The sequence below is a fragment of the Pseudoalteromonas sp. SG43-6 genome (assembly GCF_014164365.1).
GTDB lineage: Bacteria > Pseudomonadota > Gammaproteobacteria > Enterobacterales > Alteromonadaceae > Pseudoalteromonas > Pseudoalteromonas rhizosphaerae.
Genome location: NZ_JACJEZ010000002.1, coordinates 1 through 25,725, shown reverse-complemented (window position 1 = coordinate 25,725; position 25,725 = coordinate 1). Strand labels below are relative to the sequence as shown.

Here is a 25,725-nt window from a genome sequence, read left to right as displayed (position 1 = left end):
TCAATAAAAAGGTATACGTTAAATGTGTGTTTTAGGTAATCAAATTGTTTAATTATTGTTTTTTATAAATTGACGAGGTGAGCATTGATACCAGCGCTTAAAGGCGCGATTAAAAGAGCTTTGATCATTAAACCCCAACATAGTTGCAATACTGCTTAGCGAATAATGAGGAATATATGTTAACAAACGGCGTTTTTGCTCTTGCTCAAGGAGAGCGGCAAAATTGGTGTTTTCTTGCTTTAGATGACGTTGCACTGTGCGCGGGGTCATATTTAAAGCACTAGCCGTTCTGATCAGTGAACAGTCCTGCAAATCATATTTAGCCATTAAAATATGATTAATTTTTTCTGTTAATAATTGCTGACTTTTAAACTGGGATAGCTGTTGCTCTGACATTTGCTTTAGCACAGCGTTAATCTGGGAGTTATCGGTTTTAAAAGGAAGGGTTAAGTAACTACTTGGAAACTCTACTTGATTAAAGTTAGCGCCAGCTTTTACTGGGCAATTAAACCATTGCGCTAATTGTTGTAACTCACTGTCTGAAAAATGTGCTGTAAAATAAACGCAACTAGGCGAAAGCTGAGGATTAAGCAGTTGGCGTATAACACTTACCCACGCGGTCATATTTCGTAATACGGCCTGTGGGCTGCACTGTGGATCGGCTAACCAAGTTACTTTGCAAAGTGTTTGTTGCTGTTCAAACTCAGCACGCCCTATGTTAGCCACTAAACTGTCGTAGCTCAGTAGTGCAGTAATGGCACTGGCTAGATTAGTACTCGATTCAATTAAATACCCAAGTACACCAAAATCAGCGGTACGTATTTGTTTTCCTAATTCAAACCCGAATAAGGAGTCATTTAGCGTTTGCTGTGCATAACTAAGCAGCGCATTATAGCTTTTTAAGCTAATACGAGGCGCTAATTGTTGTGTTTGCTTATTTGTATATTCATCAAATTCAATGGCAGTTAGTATCTCTTGGCTATCTAATCCTGTGCTTTGAAGATAATCCAAACAGCTAGAAAAGTAATGATCGGCTAAGGTTTTCATTTGTCGCCTAAAGCTAAAAAATAGTCATCTAATCGCAAGTTTGCCATGCAATATTTTTATATGCTAGAGATCTATAAAAATAATATGGGGCACACAATGATTGAGATAAACGTTAAACATAGTGTGGCAGCAACGCCTGAACAATTACGCATCTTATTATTAGCGCATGATGATTTGGGGCGCTTTTTTAATGCGCAGTTTGAAGTGTTAACACCGCAAGATTCGGGTGAAATAAGTGGTGGAAAAGGCACTATTAGACAAGTAAAAATGCAAGGTACAACATTTAAAGAGCAAATAATAACGGCCGATAATAGCCACATTTGTTACCGCATTTTAGGGGATAAACCCGTTGCACAGCACCGTGGTGATATTTACTTAAAAGCCAATAATACTCAGCCATCACTCACCGAGATCAGCTACCATATTCGTTGTATTGCGCCTTTGTGGTTACCCGACTTTATACTGGCTTTTTTTATAAAAAAAGATGTTAGCCAAGCACTTAAAAAAATAGCCAGCTATTTTCAGGAGAAACGTCATGAGCATTGAAATTATTTTATTGGCACTGAGCCCTATTTTTTTGCTGTTTGTAGGGGTTGAGTTTATAAAATTTAGACGTTACTACGATATAAAAGACAGCTTAGCCAACGCGTTACTTGCTTTATTACATCAAGGCGCTGATGCCATTGCGTTATTATTATTAATGCCGTTTTTTTATTGGTTGTATCAGTTTCGGCTATTTGATATTGAATTGACGCTATTTACTGTATTAGGCGCTTTTTTACTGCAAGACTTTTTATACTATTGGTTTCATCGTGCATCACACCATATTCATTGGTTATGGGCCGCTCATGTAGTGCATCATAGTTCTACTCAAATGAACTTTACCACGGCATTTAGGCAAAGTTTAATGTATCCGCTGGCGGGAATGTGGCTATTTTGGTTACCGATGATATTAATAGGCTTTGAGCCTGTGATTGTTTTTGCGGTGGTGGCACTTAATTTGGCTTATCAATTTTTTGTACACACGCAAGTGGTAAAAAAGCTCGGTTGGTTTGAAGCATTATTTAATACCCCATCGCATCATCGGGTGCACCACGCTATAAATAATGGCTACTTAGATAAAAACTTCGCTGGCGTTTTAATTATTTGGGATAAATTATTTGGCACTTATGTAGAAGAGGATGAAAACAAGCCCTGTAAATACGGCATTATTGGCCAACTAAACAGTAATAACCCAATCAAAATCACCTTTCATCAGTGGCAGTATTTATTTAAAAGTACCTACCAAGCTAAAGGGTTAAAAGCCAAGTTAAACGTGCTGTTTGGTTACCCAACAAGCTCCGTAAAACCCAGTGATTAAAAGTAATATTGAATGGCTAGTTTAGCCGACGTACTGCTTGTATACCATCGCTGGTTTTTTAGCTCTGTGCGTATAGATAAATTTCGTGACAAAGCGTAATTCCATTTTAATGTTAGATCAGCGTGATTATCTACGTCTGCATCGACAAGCCACATTATATTTGTTGTAAGGGCAAGCTTATGACTATTATTGATTTGCCAAATAACACCAGCTTCTGTGCCAAACCCCGTTGTTAACTTATCCGTTATATCGCCATTGTTAAACTCAACTTGTGCTAATAAATAGCCATGAAGGGTGTTTGGGTTGCCGATTGATTTTCCATAGCCACCTTTAGTAAACCAGCGGCCTTGTTGAAAGTCATTATTTGGCTGTCGATCAAAGCCCATTTTAAGGTTCCATGACCAGCTATCAAAAATCCGGTTATCGGGTGCAAGTGACATTGCATCTAATAGATAAAAATGTTCTAGCTGAGTGTTACCGTTATCTTTTATAGCGCCTTCAATATCAAAAAAGCTAATTTGAGCACCAGGAATAAACCCAGCAGAGGTGTCTAGTAAGTCATGGTATGCGAGGCGATATGCAAAACTTGTTAAATCACTTTGTTGATTATAATGGGTTCTTGCTAGCGTTATTTTAGAAGAACCATGACCTTGCTCTGGAGAGGCTGCAGGTCGATTTGGTTTGGTAAATGGCGAAGCTATTTTATATTTGCTACGCATGAGGAGTAACTTAGCAAGTCGTGGGGCAATTTCTTCACGGTTTAAATTTTTATCGTAAAACTCAAAATTTAACCACTCATAGGCCATTTCTAATATAGCGACCAATTGTGATTCGGAGTAGTTTCGGGTATTGAGTGATCCACCTTGCATAAGCGCTCTTGCATCACTAAGTTGCTCGTCAGTCATTTGAGTAGAATAATGATACAGTTTAGTACCAAACGCAGGACGATAATTAGGTGTTTGTAACAAGTTATTATTTCTAAGTACCGCAACGGTATCAGATGGAATGGCTTGTAAGTCAAATGAGGATGTTAAATTGAGATCGTTTTTTGCCAGTTGTAATAATGCGAGCAGCTGATAAGAGCAGTTTTCATCTATAAAAAAGTAATCAAAAGTGGCTAATTGTAGCTCCCATAGATGTAATAAAATAAGCTTAACTTGCTCCTCGGATAAATTAAGTTTGTATTCCCAAATATCACGAGATTCTAAATCATTATACTCGCGTACTTTTTTATAATACGGCATCAGTGAAAATTTGCCCGGATAGCTACCAATTAAGCCTTTTAATGCATACATTGCAGCATTATCAGAACCATCTGGCTCTGCTGCAAAATTAACGGCAAATGCGAGTAATTCTTTATGCCGAGTTTGATCCTTTGCATCAATACGTAACAAGGTATGGCCAAACATTGATGATGGACTATTCATAAATGCAGTTGGAAAGACTAAAGTAACGCCCTTAGGGTTTATAATTTTTTGCCAAGTTTGTAGATCTGGGCAATTAAGTTCTGGCCAGTTATTTTTTATTTTTGTTTTAAGCCACGTGTAACGTGCAGGAAATTGGCACCGAGTTTGTTGTGTTTGTTGAGGGAGGCTATTATCGCCATTAAATGCGTTAATAGTGGTGTTGAGCTCATCCCTTGGGCTTACCTTTCCTTTAGGGGATAAAAAAAACTTAACACTGTCTACTTCACTTTTCCAACCACCTAGCGTCGTCGGACGATAGTGACCCAGTTTAAGCCAGTATGGATCTGTTGCTAATGTATTAATTTCAATACTTTTAGCGTTTGAGTAAGCACTGAACAGTGCAATTAGTAAAACAAATAATATTTTTTTCATAATCACTAATAAAAGCCGCTAGAGATAAACCCCAGCGGCTTTATTTATACGTATAAAAACCGGCTAATTTAGCTGATTAAGAAAGAGTATAAGAAGCAAGTTTTGCATCACTTGCAATTACAGTGTTTAGGTTTTCTAAAACTGTTTGTGAAGTCACATTTTCAGAAGTGAATACTGAAGAATACTGTGCTTGAGCTAGCGCATTAAACGCTGCTTTATCTTGATCTGCAACGCCCCAAGCTTCAGCTAGAGTAGCTAAAGTTTCGCCTTCACCTTTTGACATATCACGAGCAAGTTGCTCCATGTTACCGTCGATGAATAAAGCAATTTTTTCTGAAGAGGTTACTGTACCAGTACCATCACAACCTAGAGTACCAAAAGTGATACCAAAAGTTTGGTTACCTGATGTACCGTTAGTTGTAGCGCCTAAAATTTTCACGCCTTTACCTTGCTGACCAGCAAATAACATTGAACCAAGACCACAACCAATATCTTGGTCAGCCATTGCATTTGAGAAAGGAAGTAAAGATAGAGCTGCTACTGCGATTAGTTTTTTCATGTTCATAAATCCGTATATGATTATTCTTTATTTAGGGCAAATAAAGTTCGCGGAGGATATTAACAGATATACGTAAAAAATAACAAGGCTAGATATGAAATTATTATAGCGTAGGCGGTTTAGGGTCATTAATAGTTTTATATTTATATTAGTTATTAAACGACAAAGAGCGAACGGATTACTCTTTATTAGAATGCTTTTATTTAGCGGTTGTGAGCGCAGCGCCAGTTGCAGAAATAATAGCAATTTTCCAGTAGTTGCTAATTAAAACGGTGAAACACATACTGGCAAAACTACGTGTATAAATAGATGCATAAGAATGTTTTTTATAATCTGCAGGATATGGAATGAACCAATGAGGCCAGTTAAAGCCGCAGACACAACAATAGATAATGCCAATGTTGTACGCGTTTACAAAAGCGATGAACTTCAAGGAGATGGATTTAGGCATAGCACACACATCATAAAGTATTAGTTTTAGATTTGGTGGTATGCAATTAATTACTAAAAGTAATGCTGTTAATGTTATATAAATTGCAGTTTATGTATAATGCAGCATATTTCATATGTTAAAAGTTATTAATAAAGGTAATTTATGTCCAACTGTTTGCACCTAGCAATTCCTGCCGGTGATCTCGAAAAAGCGAAAACATTTTATTGTGACGTACTTGGCTGTAAAACGGGCAATAGTGAAGCAGGGCGATGGGTAGACATTGATTTTTGGGGTAACGAGTTAACGCTTCATCAAAGTGTTGAGCGCTTACCAACGGTACGTCATGATGTTGATATGGGCGCGGTGGCAGTCCCTCACTTTGGCATTCACTTATCAGAAGATCAATTTCAAGCATTAAAAAAGCGTATTGCAGACGCAGGTCTTGAATATTTAGATAAGCCATACCGTCGTTTTGTTGGCAATGAATTTGAACAAGAGACGTTTTTTATTGAAGATCCAAACGGTAATGTATTAGAAATGAAAACAATGGTTAATCCACAGGTGTTATTTAAAAAGGATTAATATAGCTGAGTTAGCCATGTTTGCTAGCTCATACTTATCAAACTCACCTAGCATTAGCTAATAATTTTGTACTGCATGATTCGTTTTTAAGGGAGCTTTTAATGCGCCATCTTGTTGCCACGAAAAGCTCTTAAGTGCAGGGCGAGTAAAAGTGAATACACCACTTTTACTTAGTGTACATACTAATTCAAATTGGTTAACCCCTTTTACTAGTCTTATGTCTGATGCAACACCTTGTAATAAAGGGGTTGATACATTGTTTACAATAGCTGTTAAATAACAGTTATCTTCAGCGAAAGCTGCGCCGCTCAATAGCAGAGTAATAAAAGCCAATGGGCAAACTTACAGTAAAACCCTTGATTGGTCTGTTCGGCCAAAGAGTGTAAGTAAGCATTTAACACATGCCTATAATGGGGATGAGCTTACAACCGATTTAACTTGGCCTACGCAAAACATAGCGTGGATTGCTATGCCCAGTTTTGCAAATAACGATAAGCAAACTCATGATTACAATAACCTGTATAAAAAAGTGACTGATCAACGTTCTAAGTTACTCAGTGCAAAAACGGTGGTTTTAGATCTTCGTCACAACCAAGGTGGCTCGTCGTATTGGAGCTTAAAGCTTGCAAAAGCGTTGTGGGGTGAGCAAGTTGTTGAACAAAAAATGGATAACTACTCACAAAATAGCCGGGTTTGGTGGTGAGCGTCAAAAGATAATACTAACCATGTTAAATCATTAATTGAAGTGTTGAAAGATCAACCTAAAGCACAAAAAGAATTTAAAGAAATAGCTGCAGGTATGGCGCAGTCACTTGAAAACAATAAGCTATTTTACATCGAAGAGCCGCAAAGTAAATCAAACCAAAGCGAAATTACAGTGCCAGTAAGTGACTTTAAAACACAGGTTTTTGTTATTGTGCCGCCACAGTGTGCAAGTGCGTGTCTTGATGCCATTGATGTATTTAAGCAGTTTTCAAACACTCAGTTATTTGGCGCGCCAAGCAGTGCTGATTCATTGTATATGGATGTTCGACTCGCCGAGTTACCCTCAGGGTTAGGTAAAGTTATTATCCCTAATAAAGTGTATGTTGATAGAGCAAGAGCAAAGGGCGATTACTATAAGCCCGATATTGCCTATAACGCTATTGATTGGACAACCGATAAGCTATTAGAAAAAATTAAACAGCTATAAAAAAAGCCGCTCAGTGAGCGGCTGGACTGTTTAATTACTTAGGTTTATTAAAAGGTATAGCGTGCACCAACTGCGTAGCGTGGACCATACTGGCGAGCAAATAAGAACTGCTCTTCGTAACGGCCATAGCCTTGCTCGGTTTCATTATTGAGATTTATACCTTCAAAGAATACCGTCACATTCTCGTTAACGTCATAATTTACGCTCATATCCCACTGGCCATATGTTTTCGCATATTGTGGTGGTGCATCAGCAGAACCTTGTGCTTGGCCTACACCAATAAGGTATGAATCGCGCCATGCGTAAGTCAGTTTTACTGATAAGCCATCTTTTTCGTAAAACGCTTGGAAGTTAGCTGAATCACTTAAGCCCGTTAACGGAGCTTGTTGGTCTAAGCTGTCTGTATCAAATTCAACATCGCCGTCGACAAATGTAGCATTAACACCGACACCAAAGCCTGTTTCGCCAATTAAGTGTTGTACTGCCACTTCAAAACCATCGACTGATTTGCTATCGGTATTTTGTGGTTGGCTAATGTTCCAAGTAATAAGTGGATCGTTACTATTTGGTTCAATTTGACCATTGGCATTACCATCACCATTAGCAAGCATTTGTGCAAAAATGGCATCGGTTGTTGCTTGCTCACCACGTGCCTCAATATCACTCACAGCTTGTAAATAGCGCGGGCCATTTAAAATATCATATAAGCCTTCAATGGTGGTTGGGGTAATGGTGGTTTGAATAAAGTTATCAACGTCCTTTTTAAAGTAACCTACAGATGCATAACTGCCTTCTGCGTAGTAATACTCCAAAGATAAATCAAGATTTGTTGATTCAAACGGTAATAGCCCCGTGTTACCTTGACTACCTACGCGTGATCCCGGTTTTGGACTGCCTGTTAGTGAACGACCGCCAGCTAAATCGCCTAAAGGTGCACGCGACATTGTTTTGCCCCATGATACGCGAGCAACCACGTCATCAGTTAGGTCAACACTTAAGTCAATTGATGGCAGTAAAATATCATAACTGCCTTCTTGCACTAAGAAGTTATCATCGCCACCTGCTGAATATTGAGTGATCCACTCTGAAGCGCTGATCCAATTAACTTGTTGTTCAACACGCTGACGAACAGAGCTGGTTACATCGGTTTCTTCGTAGCGAAGACCTGCGTTTACTTTAACGTAGTAATTACTAACGTCAAACTCCCAACGTGATTGAACATAAATACTGTTGGTAATTTCCTCAACCGAGCTTTGACTGTCAATGCCATCAAGATAGGCATTAGGTGCATAAGCATCGCCGCCTGTTACATCAGCGGTTAAGTATGCCATTTGTCTTGCTACGGCTTCGTCAAAATCATAGCTGTAGTAATAGTTTGGTTGTAAATTGCTACCGCCACCGGCAAATTGATCTAATAATCCTGAGGTATCATGAAGTGTAAACATACCATCTGGGAAAATTTCAGTGTAAGAAGGATTAAAACCAGGGCCACCAACTAAGCCACTCCATGCCTCATAACCACCGGTGTTTTGCTCTGTGCGCGAACCACCAAACTTAACTTCAATTAAACCAATGTCAAAACTTTCATTTATCCAACTTGCATGTAGTTGAAGTTGTTCAATATTTGATTCCCCCGGTGAATGAATAAACTGACTAAAGTTTGAATCAATCTCACCTGGGCTTAATACATTCGTGCCGTTTTTCCAATTAACTTGCGTATGCGGAACTTCGCCAGTGCGGTAATCATAAATTTTATTAACAAGCTGATCAGAACCTAAAATAACTTGCCCATCACTACCTAGACCTTTGTCTGCGCCATTGTCGGTTTCGTTTTTAGAATCATGGTAGTCAAGCTCAATTTGCCATGTATCATTAATTTGCCAATCTAAATTTAAACCGATAGAACGAGCTTTTACTTCAGTGGTGTTTTTACTCGAGGTAAATGACGCATCGTTACCGCTAATATCGGCATAAATAGCGGTGCCATTTTCATCTAGCTCGTAACCGTTAATATTACTGCCAAAGTCGTTCCAAATACCCCAGCCGAGAGTTTTTGACCCTGTTGTAGCCTCACTTGCTGTGTAATCAAGGGTGGCCACAAAATTATCAGTGGGTGCAAATTGCAGTGTTACTTGCCCATTGGTACGCTCACGTTGTAAATCTTCAATAGCGTAGTTCATGTCTTTTGCAAAAAAGTGATTACCTACGCGATTACCGTCTGCATCAACTGGGCGAGCATCAATAAATTTATCTTCTGAAAGAGTCGGTAAATCTACATTAGCTTGCCAACCTTGAATATTAGCGCTTTGTTTTTGAAAGTCGCGCTGTTGATGCGAGAATGAAAAGCCAATACCAAACATTTCATCATTAAAGGTATTGCTGTAAATAGCTGATATTTCAGGTGTTACATCGCTACCAACTTCATTTGATGAGTCATGAATTGCTTTTGCTGTTGCTGAAAAGTGCTGCCCAGGTCTTTGCAGAGGGCGCGATGTTGAAATATTAACTGTCGCACCTAAACCACCGCTAGGCACATCAGCACGGGCAGTTTTAAATACTTCTAAGGCACTTACACCTTCTGAGGCGATGTTTTCAAGATTATACGAACGAGAGTTACCCGTTCCAGGCATTTGGCGACCGTTAAGTGTTACCAAATTAAATGAAGGGCCAAAACCACGGACTGTAATTTGGCTACCTTCGCCGTTTGCACGACTCACCGATACACCCGTAATGCGTTGTAGTGATTCAGCTAAGTTGGTATCTGGGAATTTACCCATTTCTTCGGCAGAAATTGCATCGACTACTCCAGATGCATCGCGTTTCATGTCCATAGAGCGGATCAGTGAACCACGTATACCTTTAATTTGTATTACTTCGATTTCAGGTTCGGCAGTACTTTCTTGCGCAGCGTTAGCGAAGTTAAATGTGCTTGCAGCGATGATAAGTGACACAGAAGCCGCTAATTGGCTTTTTTTAAACTTATTTGTGTTCATAATTGCTCTGCTTTTTACTAAATTTTTTACGGTAAGTAGGTGCTTATACGCACCTACCATAAAGTGATTCTTAGTTATGGAATGCCAATGAATGCGTTATCTACACGATAAACAGCGCCTTCACCTGTGTCCCAAGTTGGATAAATCATCACCACATCTAATGCACTAACATCTAAACCTGCACCCGCTAAATCAGCAAGGGTAAAGGTATATGTTTGCCATTCACCAATAGTAGGTTCTACACCTTCGACGCTGTCAGTTAATGGAATTTCGACAGCAGAGCTACCGTTATCAGACTCAACTTTGAAACTCCAAACTGAATCAAGATTATTTGGTTTTGAGATCACCTTTAACTCAAACGCTATTACACCGTTTTCTAATATCGAAGTAGCATCGAATGCTTCACCGCTTCCGCCTGCAGCTGTGCGGCTATTAAAGCCCATTACTGTTGCTGTTGCGCCAATAGTAAACTCAGCCGTTAAACCGTGTTCTTCATCATCCATTACTTCAACCGGTTTTGAACCACCACAACAATCCCACATTGGCCAATCTAGGTTTTGTTCATCACTGAAAAGATCGACTTTTGGTAAGTCACCTTCAATAGCTACATTGGTAATTAAGTACTCGGCACCGCCACCTGTTTGCCATGTAGGAAATACCATTAATACATCAATGGCACTTATATCGAGGCCTCTTTCTTGTAGTAAAGAAAGTGGGAATGTATAGGTTTGCCATTGGCCTGTAACCGGTGTTACGCCTTCATTACTATCGCTAAGTGGGACATCGCCGGTATTAGGACCGCCATCACCGGCTTCAGCCTTTAATAACCAAGTAGTTGAAGATGTTGGAGGAGTCACTACTTTCATATCAAATGATACACGACCATTTAAATCAAGCAGTAAAGAAGCATCAAATGGAGACGATGACCCTGCAAAGCCATCAGGGAAGTGACCGCCACGGGTTGAAAAACCTAATACTGTACCGTTATTATCGTTGATATTAAATTTAACCACGTCGCCTTTGTCAGCGTCGGTAATGGTTTCTGGTGTGGTTCCGCCACAACAATCCCAAGCGATCCAGTTTGCGTCTAAGCTACCATTAAAAATATCAAGGTTTTTTGCAACACCATCACTTGGTGGAGTAGGTACAGGCGCTTTACCTTCAACAAGTGCATCTTCTAAGTTGTCGTAACCTGGGCGCACTGTCTCACAGCCTTTACCTGTGTCAGTATTAGCTGCACATTGATAAACGCGTACGTAATCAATCTCAAAGCTTTGACCCTCTGCAAATGCTGCAGCGTCAACGCCTAAGTTATTTACGTTTTCCGGCCAATCACCGCCAACGGCATTATTTAAAATAAGGTAAAAGTCTTTATCAAAGGGGGCATTATCCCAATGTGTTGTAAGCTCGCCATTACCTTGTTCAAAGTATTCAGCAAACCAACCTTTATGTTTTAGGCCAACAGCTTCGTCTTTTGAGTTATAACGAACTTCAGAACGACGTTGTGTGGCATATAAGTAACCATCAACGTACCAACGAATTTCGCCCTCTTGCCATTCAATAGCGTAAGTATGAAAATCGTCAGCAGGGTTCATCCCCTCTGCAAATGTGTACGCTTTACCAGAGTTCGAGTTGTTAGGCCATTCACGACCATAGTGAAGTGTGCCATGAATATTTGCTTCAACGGTGCCATCTTCAGCAACTGTTTTTAAATTTACCGCTTCTAAAATATCAATTTCGCCAGAGCGCGGCCAAGTACCATATTCTTCATCGGTTGGCATCATCCAAAATGCAGGCCAGCTACCTTGCCCTGAAGGCAACTTTGCACGCATTTCAAAACGACCATAAGTAAAATCAGCGTTGTAGCGGGTGTTTAAACGTGCCGATGTATAAGGCTTTTCGGCACCTTCGTCGGCCGGTAAAGCAACTAAATTTAATATGCCATCTTTGATAAACGCATTTTGCTCGTTATCGGTGTAACATTGTTTTTCGTTGTTACCACCACCGGCACAACTTAATTCAAAATTCCATTTGTTAGAATCAATACTTGCGCCATCAAATTCGTCACTCCAAACCATTTGCCAATCAGAAACCGGCTTTTGTGGATCGACTTTTGTGAAGTCAGATTTTGTCTCAGCACTTCCACCACAGCCAAATAGCATGGTCATGGATATTGCCGCAACAAGGCGGCTTACTTTGGTTGTTGTCATGTTCATTAGTTGAACCCCAGTATCGACAAAAATTTAAAAGTACTTCGTTGTGGTTGTTATTGTGTCTACGAACGAAGTTGTAAGCGCTTACATTTATCAGTGTGTGTGTTGTAAGCGCTTACATAGAGTAAGCTAAGGTTGTAATTTGGTCAACAACAGACTGCTTATTTTTTTAACTTTAAGTTTACATTACCTGCTTTTTTAGTTTTAAACTGAAAAGTTATTTAATTTTTAAATAACTTCAGAATAGCAATATATTAATGGAGATAGGGTTTTAGTCTAATTATATCAGTGAGTTGTTATTTTTTAGTGCCATCAAAATATTAAAAGTGAATCCACATGCTAATTAACAATATTTTTCTGTTATCGCTAAAAGGTATCTAATAGTAGGCATTTATGTTTATTAATTGGTTTTCAAAGGTCAGCGTTGAGTAATCAAATCAGCTGTTAATAACTTTAACCGCTGATCTGCCTAAATATTACTCTAGTGGCTTTGAGCCTGCTTCTAAGGCTTTTAACAATACAGCTTTAAAGCGCTTAAAATCTTCAATATGGGGTAAATGACCTAAATCAGCCAGTTCAAATAGTTGGCTGTGAGGAATTAATACCGCGGCTGATTTACCTAATTGATCGTAGCGGCCAAGTTCATAATCTACCCCTTGTTTTTTCCAGTTACGGCCAGGCCCTGTTCTGTCTCTTGTACCTATAATTAGTGAAACAGGCATGGTGAAGTTTTTAAACTCGGTGATAACGGGTTGAGTAAAAATCATGTCGTATGTTTTTGCGTTAACCCACGCTACTACCTCTTTATCTGGGCCTTGAATTTGCCCGGTGATAAAATTCGTCAGAGCGGCAAATTGGTTATTCCATTTTCCGTCGTAGTAATTTTTTTGCTGGTATGCTTTTACCCCGGCAGGTGTTTTAGCTAACTCATTTTTATAAAAAAAGTTAGTGTCTTTATAATCAACATATTGCAGGTAATTTTCAAGGCCAATAGGGTTGAGTAAAATTAATTGTTGGGTTGTTTGTGGATACATAAGCGCAAAGCGACTTGCCAGCATACCGCCCATAGAATGACCCAATACAATTGATTTATTTATATTAAGTTGGCTCATTAAAGCATGGGTGTGACTAGCTAAGGCTGCAAAAGAGAATTGATAATCTCGTGGTTTAGATGATTTTCCAAAACCAATTTGGTCAGGTATCAGCACGCCATAACCGAGTTTTTGTAGCAATAGTGCAGTTTCAGTCCAGTAATGAGCGTTAAAGTTTTTACCGTGCATTAAAGTCACAACGGGTTTACCAGCCTTTGCTGGTAAGTAAATATACGCCATTTTTAACGACAGCCCTTGTGAGTCAAGGTTAAAATAGTTAACGTCAAAATCGTAATTATAGTTGCTTAATAATGCGTCATAACTCAGTGGTTGCGGCGTTTGTGCATTTGCAACACCGAAGACAAAGCATAAACTTAATAGCCATATTCTATACATAAGATCCCTCAATGATTTAAATTAAATCTTTCAGAACATATCTTTACATACTAAGCGAATAAACTCTAAAATTTAATTCTATAAGTTAAGGCTTCCTTTGCTTATTCATCGGGAACCCTTATTGAGTATACGCTTTAATCTGCTTCGGCCACGGATCTGTGTTGGGTGATGAAGTATAAAAGGCACGGTTAAATCGTAATAATAAAAAGCCCAGCATTATTGCTGGGCTTTATTTTTATAGCTTTTTATTCTAGAAACTGTAACTCATTGATACCCACAAGCTGCGTGCTTTTTGGGTGGTATTGTAATCAGATGTACATTCGTACTCTTCCTCTGAGGTTGCTAATAAGCAAGTACGGCTTGATAAGTCGTCATCTAACAGATTATTAATACGGGCATTTAATGCTAGGCTATCATTAATTTTATAACTTGCTGCTAAATGATATAAATCATAGGCTTTGTAGTAGAGCTTTTGTGTTTCAGGGCCCTGTGGACCAGACACATTTGCCGTACCACGGTAACGATCGCTGCGGATTTCAGAAATAAGTGAAATACTCAAATCATCCAATGGTTGCCATGCAAGCGTTAAGTTATACATATTTTTAGGTGTATTAACTAAAGGTAGTCCTTCATCACGGCCACTTTTCACTTCACTATCGGTGTAAGTAAAGTTACCACGTAGTGACAACTGTTCAATAATCTGCCAATTAGCAGCAATTTCAACACCACGAGTAGCTGATTTATCTACGTTAGCAGCTTGCGTAAAGGTGGTGCTACCGATGCCTGCCCAACCTGCGCCAATTTCAACACAAGGTTCATCAGCTATGGCCACTTCACAGTTTGGTAAGTTATCTTGGTTAATGATTTTGTCTTTAAAATCATTGTAAAACACCGTTACGTTACCACTAAAACTATCACTGCCATTAAAGTAAGCAGCCATTTCGTAGTTTACACTGGTTTCAGGTTGTAAGTCTGGCGTGCCAACAAAAGGTTTAGTACCTTGGCCACCAAAACCTGTAATACCAGAGAATAGTTGGTTTGGCTCTGGGGTTTTATATCCTGTGCTGATACCACCTTTGAAAGTCCATTCATCAGCAGGAGAGTAGGCTAAATAAGCGCGAGGACTAACTTGTGAGCCAAAGATATTATGATGATCATAACGAGCGCCGAAAGTTGCAGTTAGATTTGTGGTAATTTCCCAGTTATCTTCAGCAAATACAGCTGTTTGACGATGATCTTGAGTCGTACCTTCACGGAAGCCATCCCCGTACATACCAAATACACCATCTTCCATTTCGGCATCAAAATATTGTGCGCCTACTACAAAATAGTGGTTATCTATATTTGATTCAAACTTAGTATCAATAATTAAGTTATCAAGTTTTAGTGTACGCATTGGGCGTGGTAAAAAAGTCTCATCAAGTTGAGCGTAAATTGCATCCGTTAGTTCTGGCTTGTCGATGCCTTGATCCTGTACTGCTTGGTCCCAAATGGCCTGCACACCTAAACGCTCTTGTACATTAAGAGGTAATGAGCGACCAAAGTTTTCACTGCTGCTTTGGGTAATGCTGCTGGTAAGCGTACCAACATCGTATCGACCAACATGTGCAAATACAAATTGCTCACGTTCAACACGTTGATATGGAGTATAACCAACGCGTGGCTGTACAATGCCTTTGCTAACACGCCATAAACTGACTGGGCTATCTAACGTACCCGTTTGACCTTCGGTGTTATCGTAACGCTGTTTGGCTATGTCGTACTCAAAGGTAATTTCATTCTGATTATTGATCAGGTAGTTTATTGTTGCGCCGGCATTCCAGTTACGTGCTGCAACGATTTTTTTATCGCCAAAGCTACCATCATCAACCCACATGCTGCCATCTGGAAGTGGTAAACTTTCGCTGTAAGTTGGCTCACTTTCTTGACGGTCATAAAAACTACCACGGATCCCGTAAGTTAATCCCTCAACGCCGCTTGGGCCGGTCAAATATATATCGACTTTATTATCGTTACCGTATTGATCGTCTTGTTGGATATTACTGCTTACCGTGACGCTACCATGGGTGCTATCAAGATTTTTACGAGTGATAATATTGATTACACCACCGATTGCATCAGCGCCATATAAAGTGGACATTGGGCCACGAACGACTTCAATTCGCTCGATAGCCTCAAGTGGCGGCATATACATAAATTGGCTGTTACCAAAGTTGTTTGGGCCTATATTACCTACATCACTTTGACGGCGGCCATCAATAAGCACTAGAGTATAGCTTGCGGGTAAACCACGCATGGTAATACTAATATTACCGTTTTTATCTTGTCCGGCACCAACATCGATACCTTCGATATCACGAAGCGCATCAGCAAGGCTAGTAAATGGCTTATTTTGTAGATCTTCGCGAGAGACAACCGAGACACTTGCAGGTGCATCTATTAATTTTTGCTCATAACCAGAAGCGGTGACAACCATCACTTCCATATTTTCAGCTGTGTCATCATCAGCAATAAGTGTTGTTGATGTTAATAATGCACTGATCAGTGAGGCCAGATAAAGCGGGCGGGATTTCATTGTACTTCCTTCATGACAAGAATAAAGATTATTAATCTAATAAGCAACCAAGGTAGGTATGATAACAATTATCAGTTGTATGTTCAATTGCGAAATATTTACATTCAATGAATGATTTTCATATTAAATAAAGGTGGGGATGGAGCATGAGCATTAAAAAACCCAGCGTTTGATGCCGGGCTTAGTTAATTTAAGAGTGTTTGCTTAGCCAAGTATTGACCGTGTTAGAGGTGCCTAATAAATGCAAATGGTATAGAGTTGTTGCTATTTAGAGAGCTTTATAAATTAAAGCGGGCACATATAGCAGTTAACTCATCGCATCATTATACTTTTCGGCTAGACTTTCTTTTTGACTTTCGGTTAGCGCTTTACCGGCTAGTTGAAATACTTCATGCTCTTCTTCAGCCAGATGATGATGTACAAGATGATGTAATTTTTTAGCGGTCACAAGCCACACTGGTGAGCTCATATCAGTTTCTTCAAGTTGCTCAATCAATTCATCAAGTTCATGATGCTCTGCAATACTATGACGGGCTTTTTCATGGGTTAAATCATCAAACATCAAAGGATTATAGAAATAACGCTCTTCAAATTTAGCATGTTCTACTAACTCATGTTTTAAATTATCCATAAGAGACTGTCTATTCGGTGACTCCCCCTGGGTTTTTATCAGCGCATCGACAAGCGAACGTTGTTTGTCGTGATCATTACGAAGTGCTTCAAAAATATTCATGGGTTTTCCTTGCTTTACTCATTAATTACAATGAATATTGCAAGACAGAAGCCAACTTTTAAGTTGTTGTAATATATTGATTTAATTTTTTATATTTGAGCTTGTTAAGGTGTTTTCTTGTAAAAATTACCGAGTTAGGTCTTTATATTACATCCATATTCATTGTTATTTAAAAGCAAAAAGGCCAACACGAATGTTGGCCTAAAAGCGTATTTAACACAAAATAATAGGATTATTTATTGGCGTCTTTTACCGCTTTTAACTTGCCTGCATGGTCAATCTCGAATGCTGGCATGTCTTTTTTGCCGTCAATTAAATAGTTATCCATCCAACGCATTAAACGTAAACTGTAATCATATTGCGCGGCTACTTTACGGTTACCATGACCTTCGCCAGGATAGTATACAAGGCGTACATCTTTGCCTTGTACTTTCATATAACGGTACAGTTCCATTGATTGTGCAGGGTGTACGCGAGGATCATCTTTACCATGCATGATCAGTAATGGTGTTTTAGACTGGCCTGCCCAGTAAATAGGGCTGCGCTCTAAATACCACTGCCATTTATCCCATGGGTATGAACGTGCATGCACAAGATTCATTTCGTTAGAAATATCAGTAGTTCCAAATTTAGATAGTTGGTTGGTAACACCTACAAACATCACGCTCGCAGCAAAGTGTTCAGTCAATTTTGTTGCGGCCCATGCTGATGCATAACCACCATAAGAGCCACCCGTAATACCAACACGTTTAGTATCAACTAAGCCCATTTCAACAAGATGCTGTTTAAAGTCAATTAAATCGTCAAACTCTTTACCTGCATAGTCGTTTTGACCAAGCTTTGAATAATCAACGCCTTTACCTGTAGAGCCACGGTAATTTGGGTAAAATACTGCATAACCACGTGCTGCTCCCATTTGACCTGGACGCGAGTAGTTTGTTACCCAACCGTCTTTGTCATGGCTTTCAGGGCCACCGTGCACTGACATGATCAATGGATAGCGCGTGCCTTTTTCATAATCTAATGGGTAGACTAATACGCCATCAATCTCAACACCGTCGCGAGCCTTAAGTGAAATAGTTTCTTGCTTAGCAAAACGTTTGTCATTCAACCAGTTGTTTGAATCCGTTAAACGTTGTGCTTTAGAACCACGAATAATGAATACTTCATTTGGATGCTTTGCAGTGTTTGCACGTAGCGCTAAGGTTTTATCTGAATCAGAAATACTCAGATTTGATGCAATAAATTGGCCTTCATTAATAATTTTTTTGTATTTATTAGAGCCGGTTTTAATGCTTGCGACAAAACTTTGCGTACCTACATTGGCAATAAAATTAAGCGTGTTGCGTTTATGTGACCATTCAAAATCAACGATATGACCCATGAAATTAGGTAACCAATCACTTACTTCACCTGTTTTTGTGTCAGCTAAAAATAAACGACCAGCGGCTGGATCATGCTTATCTTCGGCACCTAGAATTGCGATGTAACGACCATCATGAGACAGTTCAGCACCGTCTAATTTACCTTCAGTAGCAAACGACATCGTCACTTGATTAGTCGCAATATCAAATAAGTGCCATTGTGATTTAGTGTATTTGTCGTCAATTAGCGCTGTAGGCTGGGTTTTTACTAATAACTTATCGCCTTTTGCGGCCCAGTTTACATCACTTACATAGTTTGCAACGTTAAGCGCTGTTGGTGTAAGAGGTTTATCTGTTTTGGCTAAATCGACAATAAATAGTTGTTTATCTCTTAAGCCTAGCTCGTACACCTCAGCCATAAAGCCTAATTTTTTCAGCTCTTTTTCAGATTTATCAGCCGCTGGCATAGCTAAAATAGCGAGTTGTTTGTTATTCGGGCTTAACTGATAGCTAGAAATTGATGTGTCTTTAAGCGATAGTACTTTTTGCGCTTGACCACCATCCACTGGAATTTGATATAACGCGGTAAACTTGTCGTCTTTAAGTTTTGCTAAAAAGTAGATCGTTTTGCTATCGTTTGACCATTGAATACTCTTGATACTTACAGAGCCGGTAATGAAAGGACGCTCGACACCTTCATCATCGACGACATAGAGTTCGCTATAATTGGCACCATTCTCGTCGACGTATAATTCACGTGGCACTGAGCGGGTAAATGCAACATTGTCACCATTTGGACTAATGCTGGTTTGAATAACTGACTGAATTTTAGGGATATCTTCTACAGTAAGCGATGTGGCTGCAAATGCCAGTGAGCTTGAGAGTCCAAGAGCCAGTGCTAGGCTAGTTTTTATCATGAATTTTCCTTCGCATGTTTTAATTATCGAAGGATTATAACAAGGTGTACCTTAAATGCTAAAATATGCGATTAATACGCACAAGTAGGCGTTTAATGAAGAGATTAAAGTGATAAGGTTTAAGTGCGATAGTGACTACCGCACTTAATTGCTTTATAAACTCTTTTTCGGTGGGAGTGCAACGTTGGCAAAGATTAATCCAGCCACCAATGACATAAATATTAGGAAGGTTTGTTGGCCGATGTGCTCGGCATACACAAAGTCTTGCCCTTCAATTAATGAGTTTAGACCTATGTAGGTTTTGCTACCCGGAACTAATACAATCAAGCCTTGCATGGCAACAATTGAGGCAGGAGCGTTTGCTACGCGGTTAAATAGGTTACTAAATACACCCACCGCAAATGCACCTACAAATGTTCCTAAGGTGTAATCTAAATACATCGCAGAGCCAATACTGCTGCCATAAGCGATAAAGCCAGAGGCGATAGACCATGTAGCATGTTTTAGTTTGGTTCTAAAAATAACGATTAAGCTGCTACAGAGTAAAAAGATTGCCAACCAAGCCGTCCATTTAGGTAAAGGGTCAGGTTGTACGAAATCGGCTTGGCCGAATAGTGCAAAACCAATCGCAATGCCGATGAAGGCACCAAAATACAGTTTAAACAACAGCATAAAAGCATCCATCACACGCGCTGTACCAGAAACTAAATGCCGCGCTGCAAGTTCTGCTAGGCCCAGTGCTAATGCAAGCCCGGGTATAAACACAATAATCGCAGACAATACCACTAAACGAATATTAATCCCGACGTCTAAATGCACGCTTACAGCGCAGGCCAAAATAGCCGAGACTATCGCCACTAATGGCTCTAACATATGGCCCACGCGTTTTGAACGCGCTGACCACAGTACAAATAAGTAAACGACAGAGGTAAGTAGCGCTGACCAAAATACGTCATTCCAGCTGGTGCCCATCAGCATTGCAAATGCGCCGCCTGAGGTGGCAAAGGCAACCCCTGTGGTAAAGCGATTATACGGATTTGGCATAATAAAAATGGCGTCGAGTTGAACGTCAACTTCTTGTAGCGTGAGTTCGCCATTGAGCATTTTATTAACCAGATCATCGGTATCAGCTAACGAACCTAAATCGTGATCGCCAGGATCAACACGGGCAACGTGAGTATATTCATCTTCATGGCCATCGGTCCAAATTACAAAAGTAACGGAAGTGGGTGACATGACAAATGAAGATTTAAGATCAAGGTAAGTAGCCACTTCCATTAAGTGAGCTTCGAGTCGATAAGCTGGGGTGCCATACTTATGAAGCATCTTACCCAGTTTAACGATAAATTTGCGCTTTTCTGTGAACGTTGCGGTTTTCAAATTTGTATTGAGCCAAAATTTAAATTATTCAGTTAAAAAATATAGACAATACATCTAAATTTGCCTAGCTAGTTTGGCGGGAATTTTAAACACTAATCACCGCCTGTCTAGTTTTTTTTATTTGTTTTTAGCCTCAATCCACTGCGCCATATATTGAGTGCTGCGCATTGTGTGGTGTTTGAGCATTTGGCCTGTAAAATTTGCTTCGCGGTGAGCTTGTAATTTCTCTTTAATCAATTGAATTTTAATGATTAAATTATTAGATAAAAGCTGTTTGTCGTAGTGCGTTTTTAATATCGTATTACCGGCTGTTTGTGCCTGCGTAAATAAACTTTTATTTTGATACAGAGCCACAGCGGCATCGGCAAATTGCTGCGGCTCATTTTCAACCACACCACTCCAAGGTAAATCATGGTGCATACCCTCACTACCAATTGTCGTTGTAACACTGGGTGTTTGCATGATCATCGCCTCTAACAGCTTTCCTTTAATGCCAGCACCAAAACGCAGTGGTGAGATGCACACACGCGCACTTTCCATTACTTGATAGGCATCATGCGCCCAACCTTTTATTAAAAAGCCAGTTTTGGGGTTATTAAGCGCGGTGGCCTTTGGCGGTGGGTAAGAGCCATAAATATGTAACTCAGCCTGCGGTAATTGTTTACGAATGAGCGGCCAAATTTGCTGTAAATAGAGTACGGCATCCCAGTTTGGGGCGTGGCGAAAATTACCTATGGTCATAAAGTGTTGGCGTTGCTCAAACGATTTAGTTTGCTCAGGGAGTGAGCTTAAATCGACCATAAAAGGCAGATGATGCAATAAGTTACTGTCGACTTTAAATACATCAGCAAGTAATTGCATTTCATAACTTGAGATAATTAAACTTAAATCACAGCGTAAAATAGCGGCTATTTCTCGTTTGGCGATGTCAGAATGTAAATCACTATGATTAAATGCTCGGTTGCCTTTATGCGCTTCATGGCGGGCATTGCGTAAGCATTGTAAATCTTCAGTATCAAGGATTTTTACTGCGTTAGGGCAATGTTTATCTACTCGCCAGCCAAATTGTTCTTCCATCATAAAACGGTCAAACATGACGATATCAGGGGCGTAGTTGGTAATATATTCATCAAAACTTGCACAATTAAGGGCAATAGTTGCGCTGCTGATCCCGTAGTCATCCAGATTAACCATATGCTCGGTTTTTTGAGCGGGACTGGCAAATTCAACCGCCCAATTTTCATTTTTAAACGCTTTTAATAGCGACATCATATGAGTGCCTGCCGCTGATGAATTTGGTTCTGGCCATACATAGCCAATTACTAAGACTTTTTTCATTGACTTGAATCTCTTACTTGCAGATGAACATCGACTAAGGTACGCACCGCAGGAGTGCCTTGATTAAGTAATTCTTGCAGTACTTGGCAAGTATGCTTACCAATATCGTCCGCATTGATGGTGACACTGCTTAATGAGGGAGACATTAAACATGAATCAGCTAAATCATCAAAACCGACTACTTTTATATCCTTACCGGGTATCAAACCATGTTGGCGAATGGCTTCTATGACACCGTATGCAATAACATCATTAAAACAAATAATCGCTTTAGTCGCAGGGTATTGCGCATGCAACGTAGCAAAAGCATCGCGCCCGCCTTGACGGTTCGTGGCGGCGGTGATCGTTGGTTTGTGTTGATGGATATTAAACTGCTTTAAGGCACTGTGAAAACCACTTAAACGTTCATGATGATCAGAAATATCATCAGTTCCACCTATAAAAGCGATATCCTCAATACCTTGTTGTAAAATATGGCTAGTGGCTAGATGAGTGCCTTTTTTATTGTCCGGCAATATTGTCGGGGCGGCACAAAAAGCCACTTCGCGCATAATGTGAATGACCGGGAAACCACTATTGATAAGTTCATCAACCCACTGCTGGGTAGTTCCCGGGGCAGGACACATGATAAATGCGGCAACATTATATTCTTTGAGTGTTTTAACAACTTGTGTTTGGCGCTCAACATTTTCGGCGGTGTTCACTAACATCGGCAGCATACCAAGGGCATGAATATGGTTTTCAAGTCCTACCGCTATTTGCGCAGAGTAAGGGTTAGTTAAGTCATTAATAACTAACGCCACTAAGTTAGAGCGGCGACTTCTCAGTGCTGCTGCATCTCTATTATATACATAGCCAAGCTTATCAATGGCATGCAATACTTTTTCTTTGCTTTTATCACTGACTTTGTCACTGTGTGTAAGCACTAACGACACCGTTGACTTAGAAACTTGAGCTTCTCTGGCAACGTCAAAAATAGTTATTTTATCGGTTTTTGTTTTCATGTTAATTATGCGTCAGCAATTGCTTGAACGAAGGCGCCAGTTTAACGTAGTTTGAGCTAATAAGTCATCTATCGGCGTTATTGAAGCGAGAATCGCAAAAACTTTATGAATGTTGCAAAACATGTTTAGATACAGCTATTAATAATAAAAAATCAAGGATACACCATGAAAGGCATCAGGCTGTTATTAGCGTTAGTGCTGAGCGTAAGTATTTCAGGCTCGGTACTTGCTGCACAAGGCTATCAAACCCCTTCAAGTGATTTAGCCGCTCTGGTTGATGCTAAATTAGCACCGAGTAGCTACCTATCGGCTGATGGTCAATGGTTAGCGCTGTTTGAGCGTAAACGTGTTGAAACATTAGATGATTTAGCAAAAGAAGAATTGAAATTGGCGGGTATAAAGTTAAACCCGGCAAACTTTTCACGCTCACGTCCTCGCACTAAATTTAGTGCGTTACAAGTTAAACATATTGCGACTGGCGCTGTGATTACCGTTAATAATTTACCTCAAGGGGTGATCCGCTCACCTAAATGGTCAAGTAATAGCGAATATTTAGCGTTTATTGTTGAGCAACCAACTCAGGCGCAATTGTGGGTGTATAACGCCGAAACTAAACAAGCACGTCAGTTGTCAACTGTGGCTCTTAATTCAGTGCTAACAGCTACTCCTTATCAATGGTTACCAGATAGCACGGCAATTGTTGCTAACCAAGCGGTTAACCTTGGCAAGCCGAAATTAGTTAGTGATGCAAATAGCGTTGTGCCGGTTATTCAACAAAGTAGCGGTCAAAAAGCGCCAGCACGGACTTACCAAAATTTATTAACCAGCCCGTTTGATGAGTTGCAGTTCAAGTTTTACGGCCAAGGTCAATTAACTTATATTCCCCTGAGCGGTGGTGCGTTATCGATTGGCAAACCAGCATTATTTAAATCATTTTCGATCTCGCCTGATTCAACCAATATTTTAGTAGCCACTATCGACGAACCATTTTCGTATCAAGTACCCTATAGCCGCTTTGCGACAACGTGGCAGGTGCTTGGCATGCGTGGTTATACGTTAGCGCAATTGTCTAAACAGCCACTGGCCGACAACATTCCACAAGGTTATGACAGTGTGCGAACGGGTCGTCGTGATTTTCAGTGGCGTGATGACCAAGGTGCTGAGATCATTTGGGCGCAGGCGCAAGATGGCGGCGATATGAAAACCGATGTGCCGTATCATGATCATCTATATAGTTTACGCTCACCTTTTAAACGTGAACCAAAACTATTTGCTAAACTAGAACGACGTTTTTCAGGTATTGAGTGGGCGAATGAAAACGTTGCGTTTTTAACCGAGTGGCGTTTTAGTGATCGCCAGTTACGTACCTATGTGATCCAACCACGCGATGCGGATAATAACCGCGTATTGTTTTCACAGCGCAGCTATAACGATGCTTATAAAGATCCGGGCGACGCTATTTATGAGCGAAATGATCTCGGTGTAAACGTTATTAAAGTGGTTGGTGGACGTTATATATTTTTGCGCGGTGATGGTGCGTCAGAGCAAGGGAATGTGCCATTTTTAGATCAGTACGACATTAAGACCAATACAACCAAACGTTTATGGCAATCAAAAGCGCCATATTACGAGCGAGTTCGTGCCATGCTTGATGATGAAGGTGAGCGATTAATTACTATTCGTGAATCTAAGACCGAACAACCTAACTTCTTTATTCGCGATTTAGATGCCGACACTCTGACTCAGCTCACTACCTTTGAGCATCCATACCCGGCGTTTAAAGGGGTGACTAAAGAACTTGTGCGTTACCAACGTGATGACGGTGTTGAACTCTCTGGTACGCTATATTTACCTCCAGGTTACGATAAAACGCAAGGTCCATTACCTGTATTAATGTGGGCATACCCACTGGAATATAAAGATAAAGCAGTTGCATCGCAAGTACGTGAATCGCCGTACGAATTTACCTACATAGGTTATTGGGGGCCAATGCCTTACCTCGCAAAAGGTATTGCTGTATTTGATGATCCGAAGATGCCAATCGTCGGTGTTGATGGTAAAGAGCCAAATGATTTATTTAGAAAGCAGTTAGTTGCAAGTGCCAAAGCTGCGGTAGATGTGCTGGTCGAAAAAGGCATTGCAGATAAAGATAAAATCGCCATTGCAGGCCACTCATATGGCGCCTTTATGGTAGCAAACTTATTAGCTCACAGTGATTTATTCAAAACCGGTATTGCCCGCAGTGGCGCCTATAACAGGACCTTGACACCGTTTGGGTTTCAAGGAGAAGAACGTGATTTTTGGCAAGCACAGGATGTATACGCCAATATGTCACCGTTTTTTCATGCTGAAAAAATTAACGAGCCGATGTTAATGATCCACGGCCAAGAAGACCCGAATTCAGGCACCTTCCCGATGCAAAGCGAGCGTATGTACGCTGCGCTAAAAGGTTTAGGTAAAGAAGCGCGTTTAGTGATGCTACCTTACGAAGCTCACGGTTATCGTGCCCGTAAAAGCTTATTACATGTTTTATGGGAACAAGAGCAGTGGCTGGATAAATATTTGTTAAGTGACGAAGCTCCTGCAAGCGATGCTCAAGCAAATACTGAACCTTCTGTTTCAGAGTAAATTGAAAGCGCGGTTTATGCCGCACTTGTTAATTTAATTATATGGGGAAGAAGACCCACCCTTAATCTCAGGGCACCCTCCC

Annotated in this window: 17 protein-coding genes and 2 pseudogenes; 5 read left to right on the top strand and 14 right to left on the bottom strand. The window is 40.1% G+C overall.

The features are described 5' to 3' along the window. Positions 1-48: 48 nt before the first annotated feature. Positions 49-1,047: an AraC family transcriptional regulator gene (locus tag H5201_RS00895; RefSeq protein ID WP_013465771.1), complete on the bottom strand. Its 999-nt coding sequence runs from the start codon at positions 1,045-1,047 to the stop codon at positions 49-51. Between the two features lie 96 nt (positions 1,048-1,143). On the opposite strand from H5201_RS00895, the gene H5201_RS00890 reads away from it, so the two are divergent. Further along, positions 1,144-1,593 (top strand): SRPBCC family protein, encoded by a 450-nt coding sequence (locus tag H5201_RS00890; RefSeq protein ID WP_182783499.1) that lies wholly within the window; start codon positions 1,144-1,146, stop codon positions 1,591-1,593. After that, positions 1,583-2,407 (top strand): sterol desaturase family protein, encoded by an 825-nt coding sequence (locus tag H5201_RS00885; RefSeq protein ID WP_182783497.1) that lies wholly within the window; start codon positions 1,583-1,585, stop codon positions 2,405-2,407. The genes H5201_RS00890 and H5201_RS00885 overlap by 11 nt, the downstream gene beginning before the upstream one ends. On the opposite strand, the gene H5201_RS00880 is transcribed toward H5201_RS00885, so the two are convergent. The 3 genes and pseudogenes from H5201_RS00880 to H5201_RS23525 all read right to left on the bottom strand — a co-directional run. Next, positions 2,404-4,245, bottom strand: coding sequence for a DUF4105 domain-containing protein (locus H5201_RS00880; RefSeq protein ID WP_182717558.1), 1,842 nt, complete (start codon positions 4,243-4,245; stop codon positions 2,404-2,406). The two genes, H5201_RS00885 and H5201_RS00880, sit on opposite strands and share 4 nt — an antisense overlap. 76 nt (positions 4,246-4,321) lie before the next feature. Further along, positions 4,322-4,804: a DUF3015 domain-containing protein gene (locus H5201_RS00875; protein ID WP_149980008.1), complete on the bottom strand. Its 483-nt coding sequence runs from the start codon at positions 4,802-4,804 to the stop codon at positions 4,322-4,324. 208 nt (positions 4,805-5,012) lie between these two features. After that, positions 5,013-5,203 (bottom strand): annotated as a pseudogene (locus H5201_RS23525) (hypothetical protein); the annotation flags it as partial. A gap of 196 nt (positions 5,204-5,399) precedes the next feature. Here H5201_RS23525 and H5201_RS00870 point away from each other — a divergent pair. After that, positions 5,400-5,819 (top strand): VOC family protein, encoded by a 420-nt coding sequence (locus tag H5201_RS00870; RefSeq protein WP_149980009.1) that lies wholly within the window; start codon positions 5,400-5,402, stop codon positions 5,817-5,819. A gap of 57 nt (positions 5,820-5,876) precedes the next feature. Here H5201_RS00870 and H5201_RS00865 read toward each other — a convergent pair whose 3' ends face one another. Then, a complete protein-coding gene (locus H5201_RS00865) occupies positions 5,877-6,152 on the bottom strand; it encodes a hypothetical protein (protein ID WP_259398454.1) in 276 nt (91 codons plus the stop codon). Between H5201_RS00865 and H5201_RS00860 the strand changes: the two are divergent. After that, a pseudogene (locus H5201_RS00860) lies at positions 6,142-7,011 on the top strand (S41 family peptidase); the annotation flags it as partial. The gene H5201_RS00865 and the pseudogene H5201_RS00860 overlap by 11 nt on opposite strands. A 47-nt stretch (positions 7,012-7,058) precedes the next feature. Here the strand turns inward: H5201_RS00860 and H5201_RS00855 are convergent. The 9 genes from H5201_RS00855 to H5201_RS00815 all read right to left on the bottom strand — a co-directional run bounded on the left by H5201_RS00855 (position 7,059) and on the right by H5201_RS00815 (position 23,015). Next, a complete protein-coding gene (locus H5201_RS00855; protein WP_182783495.1) occupies positions 7,059-10,004 on the bottom strand; it encodes a TonB-dependent receptor in 2,946 nt (981 codons plus the stop codon). A 74-nt stretch (positions 10,005-10,078) separates the two neighbouring features. Then, positions 10,079-12,220: a glycoside hydrolase family 16 protein gene (locus H5201_RS00850; RefSeq protein WP_182717556.1), complete on the bottom strand. Its 2,142-nt coding sequence runs from the start codon at positions 12,218-12,220 to the stop codon at positions 10,079-10,081. A gap of 473 nt (positions 12,221-12,693) precedes the next feature. Then, positions 12,694-13,704 (bottom strand): alpha/beta fold hydrolase, encoded by a 1,011-nt coding sequence (locus H5201_RS00845; RefSeq protein ID WP_182783493.1) that lies wholly within the window; start codon positions 13,702-13,704, stop codon positions 12,694-12,696. A 250-nt stretch (positions 13,705-13,954) separates the two neighbouring features. After that, complete coding sequence (locus H5201_RS00840) at positions 13,955-16,279, bottom strand: TonB-dependent receptor domain-containing protein (protein ID WP_182757424.1); 2,325 nt, start codon at positions 16,277-16,279, stop codon at positions 13,955-13,957. 307 nt (positions 16,280-16,586) lie between these two features. Continuing rightward, complete coding sequence (locus H5201_RS00835; RefSeq protein WP_149980014.1) at positions 16,587-17,012, bottom strand: hemerythrin domain-containing protein; 426 nt, start codon at positions 17,010-17,012, stop codon at positions 16,587-16,589. Positions 17,013-17,244: 232 nt separating this feature from the next. Then, on the bottom strand, positions 17,245-19,293 hold the full coding sequence (locus H5201_RS00830) for a S9 family peptidase (protein WP_182739532.1): 2,049 nt from the start codon (positions 19,291-19,293) through the stop codon (positions 17,245-17,247). A gap of 153 nt (positions 19,294-19,446) precedes the next feature. After that, positions 19,447-20,673, bottom strand: coding sequence for a threonine/serine exporter ThrE family protein (locus H5201_RS00825; protein ID WP_149980016.1), 1,227 nt, complete (start codon positions 20,671-20,673; stop codon positions 19,447-19,449). Positions 20,674-20,790: 117 nt separating this feature from the next. Next, entirely contained in the window at positions 20,791-22,011 is a 1,221-nt protein-coding gene (locus tag H5201_RS00820) for a glycosyltransferase (RefSeq protein ID WP_182783491.1), read from the bottom strand. Continuing rightward, positions 22,008-23,015: a LacI family DNA-binding transcriptional regulator gene (locus tag H5201_RS00815; protein WP_182783489.1), complete on the bottom strand. Its 1,008-nt coding sequence runs from the start codon at positions 23,013-23,015 to the stop codon at positions 22,008-22,010. Before H5201_RS00815 ends, H5201_RS00820 begins: the two co-directional genes overlap by 4 nt. A 165-nt stretch (positions 23,016-23,180) precedes the next feature. Between H5201_RS00815 and H5201_RS00810 the strand changes: the two genes are divergently transcribed. Continuing rightward, on the top strand, positions 23,181-25,643 hold the full coding sequence (locus tag H5201_RS00810) for a prolyl oligopeptidase family serine peptidase (protein WP_182783487.1): 2,463 nt from the start codon (positions 23,181-23,183) through the stop codon (positions 25,641-25,643). Positions 25,644-25,725: the final 82 nt, after the last annotated feature.